This window comes from Phyllobacterium sophorae, assembly GCF_003010965.1.
Taxonomy (GTDB): Bacteria; Pseudomonadota; Alphaproteobacteria; order Rhizobiales; family Rhizobiaceae; genus Phyllobacterium; species Phyllobacterium sophorae.
In genome coordinates, this window is the sequence record NZ_PGGM01000014.1 from 71,563 (window position 1) to 92,481 (window position 20,919).

The following is a 20,919-nucleotide window of genomic DNA, read 5'->3' on the forward strand; positions in this document are numbered from 1 at the left end:
ACCAATGATGAAATTGAAACTGACACTTTCTGTAAGCCTGCTTGCTGTAGCCGCGATCATGCCGCGCGTTGCCATGGCCGAGGTATCACCGCTCGATCTGGTCGGTCCGATTGCGGATTACAAGATCTACGTTTCCGAAAATGCCGAGAAGCTCGTAACCAACACGAAGGCATTTACGGATGCTGTCAAGGCGGGAGAGCTCGACAAGGCGAAGGCACTGTTTGGGTCTACGCGCATGAGCTATGAAGCAATCGAGCCGATTGCTGAACTGTTCAGTGATCTCGATGGTTCGATCGATTCTCGTGCTGACGACCATGAGAAGGCCGAGAAAGACCCGGAGTTCACTGGTTTTCATCGTATTGAATACGGTCTTTTTGCAGAAAATAGCACAAAGGATCTGGCGCCGTTTGCCGACAAGCTGATGGCCGATGTGACCGAACTCAACAAGCGCATCACCGATCTCACGCTCCCGCCGGAAAAGGTGGTCGGTGGAGCCGCCGTGCTCATGGAAGAAGTTGCTGCAACCAAAATCTCCGGAGAGGAAGATCGCTACAGCCACACCGACCTTTGGGACTTCAAAGCCAATTTCGATGGATCGCGCAAAATCTTCGACCTGGTGCGACCGCTCGTTGAAAAGGATGACAGTGCGTTTGTAACCAAGGTGTCGGGCAATTTTGATAAAGTCGATACCACATTGGCCAAGTACAAGACCGCTGAGGGTTATCAGCTTTACGACAAGCTCACCGAAGATGACCGTGCAGTGCTGGCCGCTGCCGTCAATACGCTTGCCGAAGATCTGTCGACATTGCGTGGCAAGCTCGGCCTCAACTAACCGCTCCTTTTCTGCGTTCTATAAACCGGCCCGATCATCCTGATCGGGCCTTTTTTGTTGCCCGCCGCTAAAAGGTGCCTTTGAGGTGCGGTTTCAACTGCGGCCCTTGCAAGTTTACGATTTATTAAATATCGTAATTTCAGTAATTACAGAAATGACAGTTGTAACGGGATGTACCAATGAACCTGCCCCCTCTCATTCAATCCTTCGTTCTGCACTTCGGTGAAATGGGCAGCCGGTGGGGCATCAACCGGACCGTTGGCCAAATCTACGCCCTGCTCTATGTCTCGCCCGAGCCGCTCAACGCTGAGCAGATCGTTGAAGCGCTGGGTATCTCCCGCTCCAATGTTTCGATGAGCTTGCGGGAGCTGCAGGCATGGAATCTTGTCCTGCTCAAACATCTCCCGGATGATCGCCGTGATTTTTTTACAACGCCAGACGACGTCTGGCAGATATTGCGTACGCTCGCCGAAGAGCGAAAAAAGCGCGAGGTTGATCCGACGCTGTCGGTCCTGCGCGAAATTCTCATGCAGCAACCGGCCAGCGAGGCTGAGCGGCACGCGCAAGCACGCATGAGCGAAATGCACGGGCTCATTGAACAACTGACGACCTGGTACGAGGATGTCAAGCAGCTGGATACGGATCGGTTGGCGACCCTGTTGACGTTGGGTGCGAAAGTCACAAGACTGTTGGAGGCGAAGGACAAGATCGTGTCCCTCGGCAGGTCGAAGCGTTCTACCGAAAAGGGTTGATGGCATGGGACCCGCAGCAGACGCATCCTCATTGGCGCTTCGCACCGATGCCGACTATGTGGGCGACAGGGGATCGCCGCGGGCAGCCTCAACAATATCATCGGAAGAGTCTGCAAAGTCGTCTTTAGCAGAAGATGGACGCGCTTGCGCGATGGCACCGATTGTTCAGGTATTTGCGTCGCTGTTGTGGTTGCCACAGGCTGGCCTGCTGGCAATCGGCGTTGGCGACATCGCCGCCGGCCGCGGGGTGACGGACATTTATTGGCTCGCCGCTGGTGTTGTTGCCATCGGCATGGTCAGGGCGATGCTCGATGCTGCCGGTAGCCGGCTGGCCTTCCGCACCGCTCGCGATGTTTTGTCGGAGAAACGCAAATATGCGATATCCGCCCTCGCCGCGCGTTCGCCGCTGGATATCGATCGGCCGGCCTCCGGGTTTGCAGCCAGCGTACTCGCCGAACAGGCCGAGGCAATTGTCCCTTATCTGGCGCGTTTCCGTCCGGCGCGCCTGAAGGCCACGATTGTGCCGGTTGCTATTGTGTTTTGTGTCCTACCGATTTCATGGACGGCAGCTATTATCTTGTTAGCTTCCGCTCCGCTGATTCCAGTTTTTATGGCACTGATAGGCTGGCGGGCCAAGACTGCCAGCGAGAAACAGCTGGTGGAAATGGGTGGCATGAATGCCTTCTTGCTCGACCGGCTGCGTGGATTGGCGACGATCCGGTCTCTCGATGCCGTCGACCTGACTGCACGGCGCCTGCTGGACAATGCACAATCACTTGCGACACGCACGATGGCCGTGCTGCGCATCGCGTTTTTGTCCTCTGCAGTGCTCGAGCTGTTTGCAGCGCTGGGCGTGGCGATGGTCGCCGTCTATGTTGGCTTTCACCTTCTTGGCCAATTGAATTTTGGGGCGTGGGGGCAGCGCATGAGCCTGACAGAAGGTTTGTTCGTTCTCCTCCTCGCGCCGGCGTTCTTCGAGCCTTTGCGTGAATTGTCTGCCGTCTGGCACGATCGCGCTTCGGGCGAAGCTGCCATTGGAGCGCTGGACAGACTTTCAAAACATGATGTCGCTGTGCCGGGCATTGGCAGAAATGAAACGTCAAACCGCCAGGCGGCGGTTCCCGGCGTTCATATCGAAGGGCTGACCTTCCGCCACGAGGGATCAAACCCGGTGGTCTTTGTTCAGTTCGATCTTGACATATTGCCGGCTGAGCATATTGCTCTGCTTGGGCCAAGCGGTTCGGGCAAATCCACGCTACTTGCATTGATCGCCGGACTGGCACCGTCTGATGCAGGCCAGATCACACTCGGCAACATCGTTCTTACGCCGGCAAGCGCTGCAGAGCTTCGCGCCGGCATCGCCTGGGTTGGCCAGAAGCCGCACATTTTTGCTGGCACAATAAAAGACAATATTGCCTTGGGCCGGCCAGGGGTTGGATTCGAGGAAACCGAGACCGCATTGCGCAAGGCTGCCCTGCAGGACGTGGTAAATGCCCGTGGCACCGCGCAGGTGGGTGAAGGCGGTTCGGGCCTGTCCGGGGGTGAGGTTTTGAGGCTCGCCCTGGCACGTGCCGCAGCCAATCCGCACGCCGGGCTTATTCTAGCGGACGAGCCGACTGCGCATCTCGACACAGTGACGGCCAATGAAATCACACAGAACCTACTGGCGATTTCTGCCGGAAAGACGCTGATCGTCGCCACGCATGATCCGGTTTTGGCAAGCCGCATGGATCGAACCATCGTGCTGCCATCCACAACCCTGCTGGAGCGAGCGTAATGCCCCTCTGGAGCATTTTTCGGCCCATCGTGGCGTTGTTCCTCGCCGAGCGCCGTAGCGCGCTTCTAGCGGGCGCTGTGCTGGCGGCTGCAACCGTCCTTGCCGGGATCGCGCTGCTCGGCTTGTCCGGCTGGTTCATCACCGCCACGGCGATCGCCGGGCTGTCGTCGGTGACAGCCCTCGTTTTCGATGTTTTTGCTCCTGCTGCAGCGATACGTTTTCTCGCCCTGGCGCGCACGGGTGCGCGTTATGGCGAGCGTTTGACGACACATGACGCGACGCTTGGTGTCCTTGCAAAGTTGCGCGAGCAGGTTTTCCGCAACTGGGCGCAGCCGCAGGCAGCAAGGATGCTGCTGAAGCGGCCTGCCAAGCTGCTGTTTCGTCTGAGTGCTGATATTGATGCACTCGACTCGCTTTACCTGCGTATTTTGGTCCCTGCGGCCGTTGCGCTTTGCACAGCGCTTGCCGTTGCCGTCGCCTTCGGCCTGATGCATCCGCTGCTGGGACTTGGCGCGGCATCGTGGCTGCTACTAACGGGGCTTGGCATCCCTTTGGCAGCCGCCCGTTTCGCGAAAACTCCTTCCCGGCGCCGCGGCCATGCTCTGGAAAGCCTTCGATCAAAGGCGATTGATCTGGTAGCCGGGCAAACCGATCTGATCATGGCCGGCCGCCTCGCTGCGCAGCAGGATGGCGTGATGAAATCGGATCGTCGCCTCCACGAAGCAGATGACGTGCTCAATCGTATCGAGATGTTCGTTACAGCCGCTTTCGGAGCCGCATCGGCGCTGTTGTTGGGGGCCACTCTCCTTGCCGTCGCCAAATTGGCCGGGGCCGGCACCATTGGAGCGCCGGTTGCAGCACTTGGCCTGCTGATTGCTTTGGCAGCACTCGAACCCTTCGCCGGATTGCGCCGGGGGGCGGTTGAACTTGGGCGCACGATGCTGGCCGCTCAACGCATTGGGCCAAACATGAGCGCGCTCCCCTCGCCCGAACGGCCGGGTTCACCGCAAAATGCGCTGGCAGTTCACCTCGATAATGTCTTTGTCTGCTATGATGGCTCTCCCCTCCCCTCGCTTCAGAACCTGTCACTCTCACTTGCCGTGGGTGAGCGTCTAGCGCTTGTGGGCGCCAGCGGTGCCGGAAAGTCAACATTGCTGGCGCTGCTTGCTCAGGAGATCGAGGCGGTTGCGGGCCGCGTCAAAACGCTTCCCTCCACTCTTTTAAACCAGCGGACCGAACTGTTTCAGGATAGCCTGCGTGATAATCTGCGCCTTGCGGACCAAAATGCGCACGATGCCAAGCTTATGGATATTCTTGCGGCAACTGGCCTTGGAGACTTCGTTGCGCAATTGCCCGAAGGTCTGGATACGGCGCTCGGCGAAAGCGGTCTGGGGCTGTCGGGTGGCCAGGCACGGCGTCTGGCCCTGGCGCGGCTTTTGTTGCGGGATACCCCACTTTGGCTGCTGGACGAACCGACAGAGGGCCTGGATGGAAACACAGCGCGCGATGTGCTGCGCCGTCTTGAAGGGCACATGCGCGGCCGCTCCGTGATCATCGCTACGCATATACGGCGCGAGGCCATGGTCGCCGACCGGCTGGTCATCCTGGAGCGTGGACGCATTGTTGGTGCACCCCGCCGTGGAGAAAACGAGTTTAACGCCGCTCTCTCCGTGCTTCGGCCGGATTGAGAACGGGCAATCTTCTTCCGGGATTCACAACTGTGAATGCCGGCTAACAGGGGGTCGGGTCAGCCCGACGAAAAGCAATGGAACTTGATATCGTGGCGCTTTCGCGCCTTCAATTCGCGATTACAGCTCTCTATCATTTTCTCTTTGTGCCGCTCACGCTTGGGCTTTCCATCCTCCTAGCGATCATGGAGACGGTCTATGTCATGACCGGGCGTGCAATCTGGCGCCAGATGACAAAATTCTGGGGCACTCTATTTGGTATCAATTTCGCAATCGGGGTAGCGACCGGCATTGTCATGGAATTCCAGTTCGGCATGAATTGGAGCTATTACAGCCATTATGTTGGCGACATCTTTGGCGCTCCGCTCGCGATTGAAGGGCTGATGGCGTTCTTCCTCGAAGCAACGTTCGTCGGTCTGTTTTTCTTCGGATGGGACAAACTTTCAAAGGTCGGACACCTTGCAGCGACCTGGGCGGTGGCGGCGGGATCGAATTTCTCGGCGTTGTGGATCCTCATCGCCAATGGCTGGATGCAAAATCCGGTTGGGTCCGCCTTCAATCCGCAGACGATGCGCATGGAAGTCGTTGATTTTTATGAGGTTTTGTTTAATCCTGTCGCACAGGCGAAGTTTGTCCACACTGTATCTGCGGGTTACGTCACCGCATCGATCTTTGTCCTCGGCGTATCGGCCTGGTATGCCCTCAAAGGCAGGCATATCGAGATCGCAAAGCGCTCGATGACCGTTGCAGCCTCGTTTGGTCTGGCCTCTGCACTCTCAGTGGTAGTTCTCGGTGATGAGAGCGGCTACCTCTCCGGCGAACACCAGAAGATGAAACTCGCGGCGATTGAAGCGATGTGGGAAACGGAGCCGGCGCCAGCGGCCTTCACCGTCTTCGGATTTCCCGATACCGCTGCGCGCGAAACCCACTATGCTGTCCGCGTGCCCTGGGTCATGGGTTTGATCGGTACGCGGTCGCTGACCACCGAAATTCCGGGCATCAAGGAATTGGTGGATCGCGCCAAGATCAATATTCGCAGCGGGTTGCTTGCCTACGGTGCCCTCCAGCAAATCCGCGACGCGGGCAGCAGCACCGCTGTCAGTCAGGAGGTGCGCGACGCCTTTGAAGCAAATGGCGCCGACCTGGGCTATGCACTGCTGCTGAAGCGTTATGTAGACGATCCACGCCAGGCAACAGAGGAACAGATCGAGAAGGCCGCCTGGGATACTGTGCCAAGCGTGCCAACATTGTTCTGGGCATTCCGCATCATGGTGGGGCTGGGGGTGTTCTTCATCCTGTTGACGGCCACGTTCTTCATTCTCTCGGTACGGCGGAAGATCGACGCCTATCCCTTCCTGCTGCGTGTTGCAGTGTTTGCCATCCCTCTCCCGTGGATCGCAGCCGAACTGGGATGGGTCGTCGCCGAAACAGGCCGCCAGCCGTGGACTATCGAAGGGATACTGCCCACGGCAGCGGCGGTTTCCAATCTCGGCGTGACTTCCCTGCTCATAACCATCGCCGGGTTTGTCGTTATCTACACCACGCTTTTCATCATCGAGATGGGGCTGATGTTCAAGGCAATCGCCAAGGGACCGGAACCTGATATCGAGCCGGAAGCAAAACTGATTTCCCCCCACATCGTTCCAGCGGAGTAACCGACCATGATCCTGCACCAATTCATTGATTATGAAACATTGCGTCTGATCTGGTGGCTACTGATCGGGATCCTCCTGATCGGCTTTGCTGTCACCGATGGCTTCGATCTGGGTATCGGAACGTTGCTGCCATTCGTGGCGAAAACCGATATGGAACGGCGGATCGCGATCAACACCATTGGCCCGATATGGGAAGGCAATCAGGTTTGGCTCATTGTCGGCGGCGGGGCAATATTCGCGGCCTGGCCACCGCTTTATGCTGTCTCGTTCTCGGGTTTTTATCTTGCAATGTTTGCGATCCTGGCGGCGTTGATCGTCAGGCCCGTCGCGTTCAAATATCGCTCCAAGCGCGACAGCCCCGCATGGCGCACTGCCTGGGACTGCGCGCTTTTCATCGGCGGCTTCGTGCCAACTTTGATATTCGGCGTCGCCGTCGGTAATGTTTTGCAAGGTGTTCCGTTTCGCTTCAATAGCGACTTGCGGGTTTTCTACGAGGGCACCTTTTTCGGTTTGCTGAATCCCTTTGCGCTTTTGTGTGGCCTGTTGTCCCTCGCCATGTTCATCATGCACGGCAGTGCGTGGTTGATGGTGAAGACGAGCGGACCTGTTGCAGAGCGGGCACGATACTTTGGCAGCCTGGCAGCGCCACTGACGATCGCCTTGTTCTGTGTCGCCGGCCTTTACCTTTGGGCGGGCGTGGCCGGTTACCTGATCACCAGCACGGTTGATCCCATGGGCCCATCCAATCCACTGTTAAAAACTGTGGTGGTGGACAGCGGTGCATGGTTCGCCAATTACAGGAGTGCCCCCTGGCTTCTGATCGCGCCGGCTTTCGGTGTGCTTGGCGCAGCAGGAGCCCTGCTGGGACTGCAAGCAAGACGGGAAATTGCGACGATCCTTTCAAGCGCACTGTCAATCTTCGGCATTATTTCGACCGTGGGCGTATCGATGTTTCCCTTCATCCTCCCCTCCTCGCTCGACCCGAATTCGAGCCTGACCGTATGGGACGCATCATCAAGCCATCTGACGCTTTTCATCATGCTGGTTGTTACGGCAATCTTCATTCCGCTGATCGTCGCATACACGAGTTGGGTCTACAGAGTCCTTTGGGGCAAAGTCGACGATGCTTCCATCAATGACGAGAGCGGTCACGCCTACTAAAGAGAAAGGACGAGACATGTGGTATTTTGCCTGGCTTCTCGGATTGCCCTTTGCCGCTGCTTTCGCAGTACTGAACGCGATGTGGTATGAATTGGTCGAGGACGACAAGACACGAAAGGAAGAGGCGGAGAAATAGGAATGGTTCCGCGTCCTCGCGTTTATACTGCATTAGAGCTGGAGAATTTACTGCAGTAAAATGGTGCGTTTTCATCAATGAAAACAAGCTCCTGACGCGGCCGGGATTAAGGGTGGAACGGTGGTATGTGGCCATGAGACCGAATCTGACATCCCGGCCCTTTCCACAGCAATGAATCCCGTTAACCCTTTGTTAATCTAAAAAATCTTGCTGCACCGAGCGAATCGGAGCTTAATAGCGCTTCGTAATAGATTTACTTTGAAAAAGCGCTATTAGAGGTTTCGGTTCCAATGAACATCGCAATACCTCTGCCCAAATTCGAGTTTGACGACAAGATCCTCGATCAAGGTGCGGAGATTTCACGCCGGCTCGACCAGCTTCGGATGGAAAAATTTCCGCCGAACGCGACGAAGACATTGCGTTCCTTTTCCATGGCGGAAGTGGCCCACTATCTTGGTGTCACGCAGAACAATCTAAAGCGCCTGCACCTGGAAGGCAAAGGTCCTGTACCGGCGCAGGCTTCGTCGGGCCGGCGCTCGTATACGGCCGAGCAGATGCTGGAGCTGCGGCATTATCTTGACCGCAACGGACGCACCGAGGTGAAGAAGTATGTTCCGCACCGCAAGCCGGGTGACAAGCTGCAGGTTATTGCAGTCGTTAATTTCAAGGGAGGATCGGGTAAGACGACAACTGCGGCCCACCTCGCCCAGTATCTCGCACTCACCGGTCACCGCGTTCTCGCCATCGATCTTGATCCGCAGGCATCCTTGTCGGCATTGCATGGTTTTCAGCCGGAACTTGATCGCAATCTGTCGCTCTACGAATCGATCCGGTATGACGAAGATCGCAAGCCGATTTCTGACGTCATACTCCCAACCAATTTCCCGGGTCTCGACATCATCCCTGCAAATCTCGAGTTGCAGGAGTATGAGTATGATACCCCCCTTGCGATGCAGGACCGCGCATCGCTCGAAGGCAGACAGTTCTTCACCCGTATCGGCAAGGCCCTTGAGGAAGTCGATAGCCGCTATGATGTCGTGGTTGTCGATTGCCCGCCGCAATTGGGGTACCTGACACTGACGGCCATGTCTGCCGCGACATCAGTGCTCATTACCGTCCATCCGCAGATGCTGGATCTCATGTCGATGTCGCAGTTCCTGTTGATGCTCGGCGGTATTCTCAAGACCGTAAAGCAGGCTGGCGCCAAAGTGCAACTCGACTGGTTCCGGTACTTGATCACACGCTATGAGCCGACGGATATCCCGCAGGCACAAATGGTGGGGTTCATGCAATCGATGCTTGCGGAAGAAATTCTGGCCAATCCGATGCTGAAATCCACTGCCGTGTCGGACGCCGGTTTGACCAAACAAACACTGTATGAGGTAGAGAAAAACAGCTTTACCCGCTCCACTTACGAACGCGCGATCGAATCGCTTGATGCGGTCAACTCGGAAATTGCCGCGCTTGTACACCGGGCATGGGGGCGCTGACATGGCAGATTGGTTTACTGCAGTAAAAACGGCGATTTTCGATCGAAAGATCAACTGCTTAACCCAAAACGGGAGCAGATAGATGGCCCGTAAGGATATTTTCAGCAGCGTAATGAACCAGGCTCCGTTGAAGGCGGAGCGGAATGATGCGTTGTCGTACGTTGTGAGCGGTGCTTCCCGCTCGATCAAGAGTTCGTTTGAGGAACTCGCCAAGGGAAGTGTCGTCGAACTCGATCCGGATCTCGTGGACGGTTCCTTTGTGTCTGATCGGCTTGATCAGGACGACGAAGCCTATCACGAGCTATTGGCCGCGATCAGGGAGAGGGGGCAGGATTCCCCCATTTTGGTGCGGCCACACCCGGCCGGTTCGGGCCGCTATCAGATCGTTTTCGGGCACCGCCGTGTTAAGGTTGCCAAACAACTTGGGCGCCAGGTTCGTGCAGTCGTCAAGCCACTGACGGATCAGGATCACGTTATCGCGCAGGGCCAGGAAAATGCTGCGCGCTCGAATCTTTCCTTTATCGAGCGAACACTGTTCGCCAAACGTTTGGCCGATCTTGGCTACGATCAGTCGGTCATCAGGTCTGCACTTGCGCTTGACGCGACGACCTATTCAAAAATGCAATCGGTATCGGCGAATGTTCCGGAAGCGATTATCGTTGCAATTGGATCGGCAAAGGCGATTGGCCGTGACCGGTGGTGGCAGCTGTCGAAGCTGCTGCAAGTGCCGGGCAATGGCCAGAAGGCCGTACAGTTGGTTGCCGCAGACGATTTTATGGCGCAAACAGGCGATGAACGGTTCAATTTGCTTTTCAATTTCTTGAGTAAATCGAAACGCCAGACCACGAAGCCCGCGGCATCCGCCAAAAAGGTTTGGTCGCCTAAAGACAAGTCCATAAGCGTCGATATCAAAGACACCGGCAAGTTATTTACATTGTCATTGCGGGAGAAAAACGCCTCCCGCTTTGGAGCGTATATCGCTGAAAACCTTGAAGACCTCTATCGGGTCTTTAGGGAATCGGAAACGTCAAGGAAAACAGGAGACTAATCCGCAAAAGAAAAAAGCCCACCTAAACATCGCTGTCTCGGAAGGCTTCTCTCATATCTCTAGCAGGATCGAGAATCGCATTTCCCCGAATCAGTGTCAAGACTTTTTGACGTCGTGTAGGCGAGCCGGTTTCTTTTGCCTTTAGAAAGGTGAAACGGAGATGCTTGGAAATCTCATAACGACGCCCTTTGGGCGGCGATCGATGTCGCTTGGCCAATTGAAAATCCAGGCTCAAGCCCAGGACATCGAAGCGGGCAAGACCGCCGACAAGTGGCAGGTGTATCGCTGGCTGTGCGAAGGCAAGGAAATCATCGGCGTTGGCGACCGCTCGCTGGCGGTGCTCAACGCTTTGCTGTCGTTCCTGCCCGATAATGAACTGTCGGCCGACAACGGCCTGGTGGTGTTTCCCTCCAACGTCCAGCTGTCGATGCGCGCCCATGGCATGGCCAATGCCACCTTGCGCCGGCATTTGGCGGCCCTGCTCGAATGCGGTCTGATCACGCGCAAGGACAGCCCCAACGGCAAGCGCTACTCCCGCAAGGGCAGGCGCGGGGAGATCACCGACGCGTTCGGCTTTTCCCTGGCACCCTTGCTGGCCCGTGCAGAAGAGCTGCAGCAGGCCGCCGAGAGCGTGCGGGCCGCCTCCCGGGCCCTGAAGCTGGTGCGCGAGCGCATCACGCTGCAGCGGCGGGATATCGCCAAGCTCATCGAGGTGGCCGTCGCCGAAGACGTTTGCGGCGACTGGGGGACGCTGTGGACGCGGTTTCGCGCCATTGTCGAGGCAATCCCGCGCCGGGCAGCGCTTGAGGCCCTGGAGCCGATCCTGAGCGATCTGGCGGCGTTGCATGACGAAGTGGCTATGCTGTTGGAAAAGCATGTAAATGCTGAGAATCCGAGCGCCAATGAGTCTCAGAATGATCCGCAACAACAGAATTCAAAACCCGACTCTAAATCTGATCTTGAACCTGGCTTAAGAAACAGCCAAGGGCCGAAATCCGCGCTGGCAAAAACCAAGGCTGAGGATGCGACAAAGGCCTATCCGCTCGGATTGGTGATGAAGGCCTGTCCAGAAATCGCCGACTATGCGGCAAACGGCATCAGCATCTGGCGCGATTTGATGACCACGGCGGCCCAAGTGCGGGGGTACCTCGGCATTTCGCCCTCGGCCTATGAGGAAGCGCTTGACGTCTTCGGCCAGGAGAACACCGCCGTCGTCATCGCCTGCATCCTGCAGCGGGCTCAGCGCATCAATTCTGCCGGCGGTTATCTGCGGGCCTTGACCGAAAAGGCGAGGGCAGGGGAGTTTTCGATCGGGCCAATGTTGATGGCGGCATTGAAGGCAAATGGCGTGCAACCGCAGCTGGTGTCGAAGTAACCCAGGAGTGAAAATATGCGCTGACGCCTTTGTTGCAGCGCGTTCAGGGATACAGCCTGGCGGTGGCCTTAAACTCATACAATACCGCGTGCTGCGCTGTTCTTGGCGGGAAAGGTCTTCACGAAATACCGTAAATCGGGAGGATCGCGCACCGGCGTTCTGCCCGACTTTTTCATTGGCGCTCAAGCAGCGGTTAGCCAACTAACCCTGCTCACCCGGGATATCGGTCGATATCGAACATATTTTCCGTCGCTAACGCTGATCACACCCGGTATTTGACGCAGGTCCCATGTCGCTGACACAAGTAGAGAGCACGGTTGGTCCGGTCTCTGCACCGGTGCAGGTTATAGGGTCGCGAGGGTTGCAACGGCTATTGTGATACCACCCCGAGCTTTCTGGCCCGGTCGAGCACGTGTTTAACCGAGGAGGCTGCCCATGTCGATGATCCACGCGGTGTGCGCTCATGCATCGCCTCAAGCTGGCTGGCGATATCACGGAACGTCAGGTTCGGGTTGGCATTGGCAATGCTGGTGACCAGTGACATCAGTCGATCTTGCGGTGCGCGGCGAGGGGAGGGGCGTAACAGCCCGGCATCGGCCAAGCCCTCACGGGTGATGGGTTGTGGTTTCATACTCAAATTCTAACCCGCGCGAAACCACGCTTGTACAATATCGGAAGTGATGAGAAAACGGTCGTTTGAAAATGCCGATAATAGGGTAAGCGAGCATCTCTACAGGCGACAGAACGTCCGAAACACAAGGGAAACAGGCCTTTGGATGACCAGAGATGCGCAACTACATGTCCATTGCCGTTCGGTCGGCAACACCATGCAGAGCCTAGCGCGGAGCATTGAAGTTCTAGTCCGGTATGAAGAAGCTATCTAGTAGTTAGCTTCTGTGACGGGAAAAACATTAACCTAAACAATGCATTAAATGGCGAGGACATAATTGGCCTCACGCTTAGCGTGGGTAACGGGACCAGATTCGGTGGTGTCGACATCGCATCATCTTGGGCAGGACCGCCGGGTTGGGATAGTTTCGAGCGCGATGGAGCAGGCCGGCAGCCAGCGTGCTAGGAGCTCTGTCGAAGCATGTCCGGAACGCTTGTGCCGCTCCAGATGACGGTTTACCTGCCAGACTTTCGGCGTCCGATATCCGATAATAGTACCAGACGAGATCGCCAATTGCTTCTCGCCTGCTTCAACGTTGGCGGTTAATAGCTTGTGAATGAGAAGCCGATAGACTCCGTGCTGGTTAGAGTGGCAGTTCGGCGTCAAGACTTTTCTCCAGTCGCCAGAAATTGCGATGATATATAAAGCCGTACGCCTAGATAATCTCAAGCCGCTATACTTAAAGCATAGATCGGGTTCATTAATATCGATGAGTGACACAATTCGCGCCATTACAAGGAGTGTTTTTCCAAATTTTCCGGATGAATTAGCCGAAGAATGGCTGGCTCCGTTCGTTACTGAATTGGGTGAGCCTAACTCTGACGGAAGGTGGCTAAACATCCTCGGCGGGCGGCCTCTTGATTTCTGGCGTGGCGTTGCTTGGTACAAGGAATGTGTTGACTTAATTACTTTGGTTGGTTCCGCGCTAACACAAGAGTCCAATCGTACGCTTGCGGAAATGGAGATGGGATACTTCAACGGGGTATCGAACCCGTATTCCCAATATATGCCAAATGGCAGAGAAACCACCCTACAGGCTCTTGAATATCTTCGAACACATCAGGTTTTTCATTCTCCACCAGTGCTCTTGTGCCATCCAAGCGGAACGATAGACATCATGGATGGAAATCACCGGATGCTGGCATATGTGCTCGCAGTGAGAGAGAACCCACCTTCTGCCAACTCGGCCCAATTTGTGTGGATCGGGCGGTATGACTCTTGATCGGCTAGGTGCCGTAACAGAGCGCAATCGAACAATTATCATTTAGAGCCGAAGCAGTTGCGGTCACGAGAGCCCCTCCGTCATCGTGCGGCCGCCCCGATCTTCGCGATGAACTCCACCGAGCTCGCAGAGTACATTCGCACGGCTTCCGCGCGCGCTTCGTCACCGGCTATCTGGGACAAGAAGGTTCAAGCCACTTGTCCACGTTCGACACCACGCTCTGAGATTTTAACCATCTCGAATGAAAATCGTAATAGACCATATCTGCTGGCACAGTGACCAGGTGTGAAATCTAGGCAACCTTCTGGAGTTATAAGTGTCGAAGCGGGATGTCGGGGCGATTGGAGAAAATCAATTTCTGGGTTGGTGTGAGCCCGAAGGCTTCCGCGCTCAGAAGTCTCAGATTGATCGCCTGGGTTGGGATTTTCTCCTCGAAAACGAGCCCGTGCTTGCCGATGATGTTCCGATTGACCGGCAGCACAGATTGCAGAAATTCCTCATCCAGGTGAAGTCTACCGATCGGCTGGGAGAACCTCCCCGAATTAAGCTCTCTGCTCTAAAGCACCTAGTCGACGCCGATATGGCCGCGGCGATCGCTGTGCTGGAATTTGGAAATTCCAGCAGAGCGCCCACCCGAAGCCTGATAGTTCCTGTTGACGAAGCGCTTATTGCCAAGACGTTGCGACGGGTAAGGCAGGAGGAGGCGAAGGGTAGCCGGAGGATACATAGGATAACCGTGCCCATTCCCCTTGACCGCGCAATCGAGCTGGGAAATCTGGGAGAGGGATTGGCTGACGCCCTGACGGGAATGCTCGGCGGTGATCCCTCGGAATATCTAAAGCTTAAAATTCATCAGCGAGCCACATGCGGCTATGACGAAGGATCAATCGTGGGCAGGTTTTTTGTCCCCGGTGAAGAAGCGAAAGAAAAAATCGACGAGCTATTTCTGGGAGGTCGCCGCGAACTCAACGTGACCGATATGGTCATTGAGCGCCGGCGCTTCGGCATCGCGCTGGAGACCGATACCGACTTCTTCCGTGACGCCATCATCGAGATGGAAGCTCCACCATTAATGACGGCATCGATCGAGCTGGAAGATTTGGATGATGGAGAATGGACAAGCGTTCCAGTTGGCCTTTTTGTGGTCCCCCCGTTCATCGATGCCGGCCGCGAAGCCCCCATCCGATTGGCCAACGAATATCTCGAAATCGTACTGGACTTCAAAAAAGAGTGGGCGGGCATCACCTTCGACTACGACGGCAAGAAAACACTTGATCTGAATGATGCAGTATCCCTTATCGAAGTGGGCGCGATTCTGGCCCGGCCAAACAAGAAGGTTGCCATACTGTTCAAGGACACGCGGCTGGACTTGCCTGCAGACGTCCAGGAAGGCCCCTTCAGGCACTGGATACACGCGACGAAACTATTGCGGCGCATGGCCGCCGCAATCTCAAGGAGGCATCATTCGGGAAGTCCCGGCCTCCTGCTTTCCGACTTTTATGTTTGGATTGACAGACACTCCGAACTCCTCGCGCTGGCGTCGATGCCAGGCGTCCAATTGTTTCTCCCGCGTTGGGACGATGACGAGATCATCGACCAGCAAGATACGTTGCTCGCGCCATTGTCTTTGGAACTGGCCGGTTCCCAGTACAGCGTTCTCGTCGAAGTGCCGATCGTCACGATGGAGAAGGATGACAAAGAAATCCGGGTAGTCGGAGGAGAGCCTCGGATCGTCGAGGATATCGCGCTGCCACTAGGGGCCGACAATGCTCATTTCGTCGATCGTGCGGTCGAGATCTCTAAACGGTATCGAAAGACACAAGCGCCCGCGCTGCTCTTGGGTTCCTTCGAAGGATGGGATACGTCATCCGGATCGGTGAGGTAATGTTGCGGCCCGATTTCGAAGGCGCCGGCAAAATATTCAGGATCGTCCGGCCGCAACCGTTTATAGTTGTTGATGACTTGTCTTGATCTTCTGTGACGTGTTGTAAGTTCTCACGTTTTCCACGAACTTCTTGATCCTGGAATTCGCCTGAAACACTTTGTTTCAGGCATATCCGCCCATCAGTTGGTTATTCGACGCGGTGTGGGGACATAGCCTTACACAGGGAGATGATGGCAAAGCCTTACGCGACCGAAATCCAAAGTCTTGGGGCCACATTCGAGTGGGCAAAGCAAGAAGAGATCAAGGAGCTTAAATCTGCGGTGCGGACTGCAGGCCTCTTTCCTCTTCAGGCTATCGGATCCGGAGGGTCCCTCACGGCCGCCCATGCCATCATTGGCCTCCACCAAAAATACACCGGGCGCATCGCCACCGTTTCAACACCGCTCGACGTTGCCACAGACCCTCTGAGCGGCGTGTCGCATTGGCTTCTCAGTGCGGGTGGTGGGAATGTCGATATCAACGCCGCCGCCAAGGCGCTTCTGTCGCGCGAGCCGCGACAACTTGCTGTGATGTGCGGCCGAAAAGACAGCCCGCTGTCAGATTTGTGCCGGCAACATCCATTTGCAGATCTTCTCATTTTTCCGCCGCCGGCCGGCAAGGACGGGTTTCTGGCGACGAACTCCTTGCTGGGCTTCGTTTCGCTTCTCGCAAGGGCCTACGCGCTCGAATTTGGCGCGGAGGAAGACTGGAACTCTGTGGTTGTTGTCGTCGAGCGCCTCTTATCAGATCAGGCTCCAGCTATTGCGTCCTGGCGAGCACAGACCGAGAATTTGTGGTCGCGGGGCACGACGCTGGTCATCCACGGACCCACGACCCGGGTCGGTGCAATCGATCTGGAATCGAAGTTCACCGAGGCCGCCTTGGGCAATCTGCAGCTGGCTGACTACCGGAACTTTGCGCATGGTCGACATCACTGGCTCGCCAAGCGGGGAGAGCTCAGTGGCGTTCTGGCGTTGGTGTCGGATCAAGATCGTGTTCTTGCGGAAAAGACGCTCAAGCTGATCCCGGCGGACGTGCCGACAGCAGTGATAGACCTCGGTGGGCCACCTGTCGCTGCAATGCTAACTTCTCTGATTGCTGCCCTAAGGATTACGGAGTGGGCGGGCGTTGCGCGTGGAATCGATCCGGGCAGGCCCGGCGTTCCCGATTTTGGTCGAAAGCTTTATAACCTTCCTCTTCCCCGCCCGAAAAAGAGCGGGTTCGCCGTTCGGTTGACTCCGCGGGACGAGGCTGCCATTGCCCGCAAGGCGGGGAACCCACCGTCGAATATGAACGTGCAGGAGCTCTCCCGCTGGATGGATGCATTGGGAGCCTACCGGCAGCGACTACTGCAAAGACGCTTTTCCGCTGTCGTCTTCGATTACGACGGTACACTCGTCGATACCCGCCATCGATTTGATCTGGCGCGAAAAGACATCGCGGAAGAACTGGTTCGGATTTTGCGAAGCGGCGGTCGAGTGGCCATTGCCACCGGCAGGGGCTCCTCTGTGAGAAAAGACCTTCGAGCGATTTTGCCCGAGGAGTACTGGAATAAGATTTGGATGGGCTACTACAACGGGGCTGAGATAGCGCCGCTGAGTGATCCGAACGTCCCTGATGCTTCGGCTGCCTGCTGCAGTCAACTGTCCACTTTGGCGAAAGCCCTGCGTGAGCATCCTGAACTTGCGGAATTCGCAGAGCAAACGGATCGGCAATTTCAAATTACGCTACAGTCCAAGCGCATGATGGCCGAAGATAGACTTTGGGATATCGCCCATCAGGTGATCTTGGCGACCGGGAGTGCGGCAGTGAAAGTGACCCGTTCAAGCCATTCCGTGGATATTGTTGCAGCCGGCGTCTCGAAGGCCAATGTCATCAACAGGATAAAGGAAGAGCTGGGTGCTGCGCCAATTCTGACGATCGGCGACCGAGGGCGATGGCCCGGCAACGACTATGAGCTTCTGCGCGGAGAGGATACGCTCAGTGTCGACGAGACGAGCGTGGATCCGGACAGTTGCTGGAACCTCGCTGACACAGGGCAACGCGGTGTCGAGGCAACCCTTGAATATCTGCGGTTTTTGGAGATTGAGGACGGCGCTCTCGCGTTCAGGAAGGGCGCGTTCAAGTGAACGAAGGTCTTGGTCTGCGAATACTCGGTGAGATCATGGCCTGGGATGATGATCAAGCGCGAAAAGAGTTCAGCTGGCTGCGGTTGATGGCACGGCTGAAATACGATGGATATCGCGACTTTCAGGCTGGCATGCGGTTCATTGAAAGCCTGGCGACATGGCTACAGCAATTCGGTACTGCTGAGCGCCCGACCGCTTATGATTTTGTTCGGCGATCACTCATCTATGTTGGACCCGGCGAGATGAACAGACTGGTGGAACAGTTCTTTCCGTCAGTCGTTCGTGAGCGCATAATCAGCATGGTCGCTAAGGAAAGATCGATCCCTCGCTACCGTGTTCTTGCCGACATCGAGGCAAGTGCAGCGATCGACCGTTTACGCCGGCAAACCTTGTTTATGGGACTTAGCGACGGAGCGAGAATTGATGGCATCAGACACAACAATGTCGGCGTGTTGAACAATGAGCAGTTTGTTTTGGCGACCCAACTTGACAAGGACAAATGGCAAGACTTGATCGACAAGCTGCGTAAAGAACTCAAAGATCCTGAGGCGCAATTTCGCCTGGTTTGTTTGATCGACGATTTCGTTGGCACCGGAACCTCCTTTCTCCGATACAATACGGAGAAAGGGAAATGGACCGGCAAACTCTGCAAATTCAAAGATTCGCTTGACGGCGCCGTGAAGCAGCTTGCTGGCAAGCACGTCTTTGCCCCAGACTGGCAGCTGTGCGTTCATCATTATATCGGGACCAGCGCGGGTTCTCAGGCAATGATCGCGCGCGCGGGTGAAGCTGTCGCATCCTTCAAGAGTGATGGTTGGACTGAGAACATCAATTTCTCATTTGGCACGGTCCTTCCGGACGACCTTCCCATCGACAAAGTCCCGGGCCGGTATGCGGATTTTATCGAGCTGACCCAGAGATATTACGACCCGATAATCCGCACGGAACATACAGATGTAGGTGGCGAAACCCACCTTGGACTGGGCTACGGCAAGTGCGCCTTGCCATTGGTCCTGGATCACAATACCCCAAACAATTCGGTCGCCCTTCTCTGGGCCGAGACGGAAGGTGGAGCGCGCGATGGCGTGAACGCCCCGCCGATGCGTCCTCTCTTCCGGCGTCGTCAGAGGCATTCATAGGCAAACCATGGTCAACCCGTTCGAAAAACGCGCAACTGAATATCTTCGAGACGATGAGGCGTTTCTTGCTGTCGTTACGCCCGAACCACTGGTGACATTCTTCCAGAAGCATGCCGAAGAGGGTAAGCTCTATGATCGCCTCACGACGATTATCGGCACGCCAGGGAGCGGAAAGACGACCCTTGCAAGGCTGTTTCAATATTCGACCCTCCGGACGCTTCTGAGAAACAGTGGTCAGGATATCTATGACGATCTCATCGACACACTGACCGTGTGCGGTGCAATCAAGGAAGGTTCGCCAGCTGTCATCGGTGGCCGGGTGCCACTTGAGGCGGAGTATCGGGAATTCTGGGAGTTTCCCTATCCGGATCACCTGAAAGGGGGCCTGATGATTGCTCTCTTGCAGGCGCGCACAGTCCTTGCCTGGATCAGAAACGTTCAGTCCGCCGGGGCAAACCTCGATGACATTGAGATCGTCGCGCGGCCTGACGCGGAGGCAGCGTTAACCTCAATCGGGGGTACAGGCGGGCCAGGTTTGCTTGCGCGGGCGAGAGAGATCGAACTCGCGATCTATAATATCTCTGCTGCTTTGGTGCCTCCCGACGTTAATGAGATTGATAAATACGCCGCTGCTGCTGCCTATCGCCCTTTCGACGTGATAGAAGCCTTTCAGTTGAAGGAGGCAGGCCAGTTCCTCGTGCTGAAACCGCTCGTCATTTTCGACGATGCGCACAGTCTCCACCCGGCTCAGTTTGTTGCGCTTCAACGCTGGCTCAGTCGCAGGGAAATGCGTGTATCGCGTTGGGTCCTGACGCGTCTCGACGCTTTGACGCCGGCAGATGTGCTTCTCGAAGACAGCGACGTCGGGCAGTCCAGTGAACCGGGTTTGAAGAAATCACGTGAGACGACCAGCATTCGTATGCAAAGCGGCGGGGACAGGGCACATCAACGGCGCGCGTTCCGGAAGATGGCCAAGGGAATGGCCAACCGATATCTCGCCCAAATGGACATTTTTCATCGTCGTCGATTGAATGATCTCGGTAGCCTCCTGTCCATTCGTGTAGTGCCCATTGCCCAGTCCAAACGCGAAAAGCTCATCGCTCATATTGATTCTCTGCAGCGGCGCTATTCCATAACGGATGATCGGCGAGGAGCTCTTGAGGTGGAAATCGCAAACTATCTGAAGGAGACAGGTGAGGACAGCGAAGAGATTCGTCTCTCGATGCTCGGTATACTGTTCCAGCGCTATGCGAAACGTGTTCCACAACAGGGACTTTTTGAGGATGCAGGACAGGACGTTGAGCCGTCGCGACCGCTAACGGCCGACGACAAAGTCTTTGAGGGAGCCAAGGTCCACCTACTTCACAAGTATGACCGGCCGTACTTTTATGGGATCGATCTCCTGTGCGATACCGGCTCTGAGAATGCCGAGCAGTTCTTGCAACTGGCGTCGCGGCTCGTCGCCCAGTCGGAAACCCAACTGATAAGGTCAAAACCTCCGACGCTCGTCGCAAGTGTCCAGAATAACCTTCTGCGAAACCGAGCGACCGAAATGATACGAGAATGGGATTTCCCGCGTCATCAGCAGGTTAAGAAACTGAGCGATGGCATCGCTTCGGCCTGCCTTAAGAAAAGCTTGGAAGGTAACGCCTCGCTCGGGGGTGGGGCAAATGCCTTTGGCATTCTTCAGGACGAATTCTACGACATACCCAAAACCAATCCGGAGCTGGCTCGAATCCTCCAGTTCGGAGTGGCTTATAACGCGTTCGTCCTCGTTCCCAATCACGGCACGAAGAAGCGTCTCTGGGTCCTAATTGAACTGGGTGGCGTACTCCTTCTTCATTACGGTCTGACCCCGAAGCGCGGCGGCTTCTTGGAACGACGTACAAACGATCTTGTTCGCATATTGGGGGAGGATTAA

The 20,919-nt window shown here is 56.0% G+C and carries 16 protein-coding genes and 1 pseudogene; 16 read left to right on the forward strand and 1 reads right to left on the reverse strand.

Features of this window, described 5'->3' with window-relative positions; all coding sequences use genetic code 11:
• Positions 1-7 precede the first annotated feature (7 nt).
• The 11 genes and pseudogenes from efeO to CU103_RS32245 form a co-directional block, all read left to right on the forward strand.
• Complete coding sequence (gene efeO, locus CU103_RS24165) at positions 8-832, forward strand: iron uptake system protein EfeO (RefSeq protein ID WP_106666696.1); 825 nt, start codon at positions 8-10, stop codon at positions 830-832.
• A gap of 179 nt (positions 833-1,011) precedes the next feature.
• Positions 1,012-1,584 carry a GbsR/MarR family transcriptional regulator gene (locus CU103_RS24170; protein ID WP_106666587.1) on the forward strand — a complete coding sequence of 191 codons (573 nt, stop codon included), beginning with the start codon at positions 1,012-1,014 and terminating at the stop codon, positions 1,582-1,584.
• 4 nt (positions 1,585-1,588) lie between these two features.
• Positions 1,589-3,361, forward strand: coding sequence for a thiol reductant ABC exporter subunit CydD (gene cydD, locus CU103_RS24175; RefSeq protein ID WP_425350644.1), 1,773 nt, complete (start codon positions 1,589-1,591; stop codon positions 3,359-3,361).
• Entirely contained in the window at positions 3,361-5,049 is a 1,689-nt protein-coding gene (gene cydC, locus CU103_RS24180) for a thiol reductant ABC exporter subunit CydC (RefSeq protein ID WP_106666589.1), read from the forward strand. Before cydD ends, cydC begins: the two co-directional genes overlap by 1 nt.
• A gap of 77 nt (positions 5,050-5,126) precedes the next feature.
• Positions 5,127-6,704 carry a cytochrome ubiquinol oxidase subunit I gene (locus CU103_RS24185; protein ID WP_106666590.1) on the forward strand — a complete coding sequence of 526 codons (1,578 nt, stop codon included), beginning with the start codon at positions 5,127-5,129 and terminating at the stop codon, positions 6,702-6,704.
• A gap of 6 nt (positions 6,705-6,710) precedes the next feature.
• On the forward strand, positions 6,711-7,865 hold the full coding sequence (gene cydB / locus CU103_RS24190; protein WP_106666591.1) for a cytochrome d ubiquinol oxidase subunit II: 1,155 nt from the start codon (positions 6,711-6,713) through the stop codon (positions 7,863-7,865).
• A gap of 16 nt (positions 7,866-7,881) precedes the next feature.
• Positions 7,882-8,001 (forward strand): cytochrome bd-I oxidase subunit CydX, encoded by a 120-nt coding sequence (gene cydX, locus CU103_RS24195; protein ID WP_106666592.1) that lies wholly within the window; start codon positions 7,882-7,884, stop codon positions 7,999-8,001.
• Between the two features lie 290 nt (positions 8,002-8,291).
• Positions 8,292-9,491, forward strand: coding sequence for a plasmid partitioning protein RepA (gene repA, locus CU103_RS24200; RefSeq protein WP_106666593.1), 1,200 nt, complete (start codon positions 8,292-8,294; stop codon positions 9,489-9,491).
• An 82-nt stretch (positions 9,492-9,573) separates the two neighbouring features.
• Positions 9,574-10,539 (forward strand): plasmid partitioning protein RepB, encoded by a 966-nt coding sequence (gene repB / locus CU103_RS24205; RefSeq protein WP_106666594.1) that lies wholly within the window; start codon positions 9,574-9,576, stop codon positions 10,537-10,539.
• 160 nt (positions 10,540-10,699) lie between these two features.
• Positions 10,700-11,914: a plasmid replication protein RepC gene (repC, locus tag CU103_RS24210; RefSeq protein ID WP_106666595.1), complete on the forward strand. Its 1,215-nt coding sequence runs from the start codon at positions 10,700-10,702 to the stop codon at positions 11,912-11,914.
• A gap of 84 nt (positions 11,915-11,998) precedes the next feature.
• A pseudogene (locus CU103_RS32245) lies at positions 11,999-12,193 on the forward strand (type II toxin-antitoxin system VapC family toxin); the annotation flags it as partial.
• 91 nt (positions 12,194-12,284) lie between these two features.
• Here CU103_RS32245 and CU103_RS24220 read toward each other — a convergent pair.
• Entirely contained in the window at positions 12,285-12,545 is a 261-nt protein-coding gene (locus tag CU103_RS24220) for a recombinase family protein (protein ID WP_106666596.1), read from the reverse strand.
• 748 nt (positions 12,546-13,293) lie between these two features.
• Here CU103_RS24220 and CU103_RS31165 point away from each other — a divergent pair.
• The 5 genes from CU103_RS31165 to CU103_RS24240 all read left to right on the forward strand — a co-directional run bounded on the left by CU103_RS31165 (position 13,294) and on the right by CU103_RS24240 (position 20,919).
• Complete coding sequence (locus tag CU103_RS31165; protein ID WP_146147849.1) at positions 13,294-13,806, forward strand: hypothetical protein; 513 nt, start codon at positions 13,294-13,296, stop codon at positions 13,804-13,806.
• Between the two features lie 316 nt (positions 13,807-14,122).
• Complete coding sequence (locus CU103_RS24225) at positions 14,123-15,691, forward strand: hypothetical protein (protein WP_106666597.1); 1,569 nt, start codon at positions 14,123-14,125, stop codon at positions 15,689-15,691.
• 230 nt (positions 15,692-15,921) lie between these two features.
• On the forward strand, positions 15,922-17,859 hold the full coding sequence (locus CU103_RS24230) for an HAD family hydrolase (protein WP_106666598.1): 1,938 nt from the start codon (positions 15,922-15,924) through the stop codon (positions 17,857-17,859).
• Between the two features lie 35 nt (positions 17,860-17,894).
• Positions 17,895-18,998 (forward strand): phosphoribosyltransferase-like protein, encoded by a 1,104-nt coding sequence (locus CU103_RS24235; RefSeq protein WP_245448977.1) that lies wholly within the window; start codon positions 17,895-17,897, stop codon positions 18,996-18,998.
• Between the two features lie 7 nt (positions 18,999-19,005).
• Positions 19,006-20,919: a hypothetical protein gene (locus CU103_RS24240; RefSeq protein WP_106666600.1), complete on the forward strand. Its 1,914-nt coding sequence runs from the start codon at positions 19,006-19,008 to the stop codon at positions 20,917-20,919.

What these genes read in the sequence shown, in the direction of transcription:
- CU103_RS31165 (WP_146147849.1), top strand. Translation starts at nt 13,294, where the DNA reads ATGAGTGACACAATTCGCGCCATTACAAGGAGTGTTTTTCCAAATTTT.
- repC (WP_106666595.1), top strand. Translation starts at nt 10,700, where the DNA reads ATGCTTGGAAATCTCATAACGACGCCCTTTGGGCGGCGATCGATGTCG.
- repA (WP_106666593.1), top strand. Translation starts at nt 8,292, where the DNA reads ATGAACATCGCAATACCTCTGCCCAAATTCGAGTTTGACGACAAGATC.
- CU103_RS24170 (WP_106666587.1), top strand. Translation starts at nt 1,012, where the DNA reads ATGAACCTGCCCCCTCTCATTCAATCCTTCGTTCTGCACTTCGGTGAA.
- CU103_RS24230 (WP_106666598.1), top strand. Translation starts at nt 15,922, where the DNA reads ATGGCAAAGCCTTACGCGACCGAAATCCAAAGTCTTGGGGCCACATTC.
- CU103_RS24240 (WP_106666600.1), top strand. Translation starts at nt 19,006, where the DNA reads ATGGTCAACCCGTTCGAAAAACGCGCAACTGAATATCTTCGAGACGAT.
- cydX (WP_106666592.1), top strand. Translation starts at nt 7,882, where the DNA reads ATGTGGTATTTTGCCTGGCTTCTCGGATTGCCCTTTGCCGCTGCTTTC.
- cydB (WP_106666591.1), top strand. Translation starts at nt 6,711, where the DNA reads ATGATCCTGCACCAATTCATTGATTATGAAACATTGCGTCTGATCTGG.
- repB (WP_106666594.1), top strand. Translation starts at nt 9,574, where the DNA reads ATGGCCCGTAAGGATATTTTCAGCAGCGTAATGAACCAGGCTCCGTTG.
- cydC (WP_106666589.1), top strand. Translation starts at nt 3,361, where the DNA reads ATGCCCCTCTGGAGCATTTTTCGGCCCATCGTGGCGTTGTTCCTCGCC.
- CU103_RS24235 (WP_245448977.1), top strand. Translation starts at nt 17,895, where the DNA reads ATGGCCTGGGATGATGATCAAGCGCGAAAAGAGTTCAGCTGGCTGCGG.
- CU103_RS24185 (WP_106666590.1), top strand. Translation starts at nt 5,127, where the DNA reads ATGGAACTTGATATCGTGGCGCTTTCGCGCCTTCAATTCGCGATTACA.
- efeO (WP_106666696.1), top strand. Translation starts at nt 8, where the DNA reads ATGAAATTGAAACTGACACTTTCTGTAAGCCTGCTTGCTGTAGCCGCG.
- cydD (WP_425350644.1), top strand. Translation starts at nt 1,589, where the DNA reads ATGGGACCCGCAGCAGACGCATCCTCATTGGCGCTTCGCACCGATGCC.
- CU103_RS24220 (WP_106666596.1), bottom strand. Translation starts at nt 12,545, where the DNA reads ATGAAACCACAACCCATCACCCGTGAGGGCTTGGCCGATGCCGGGCTG.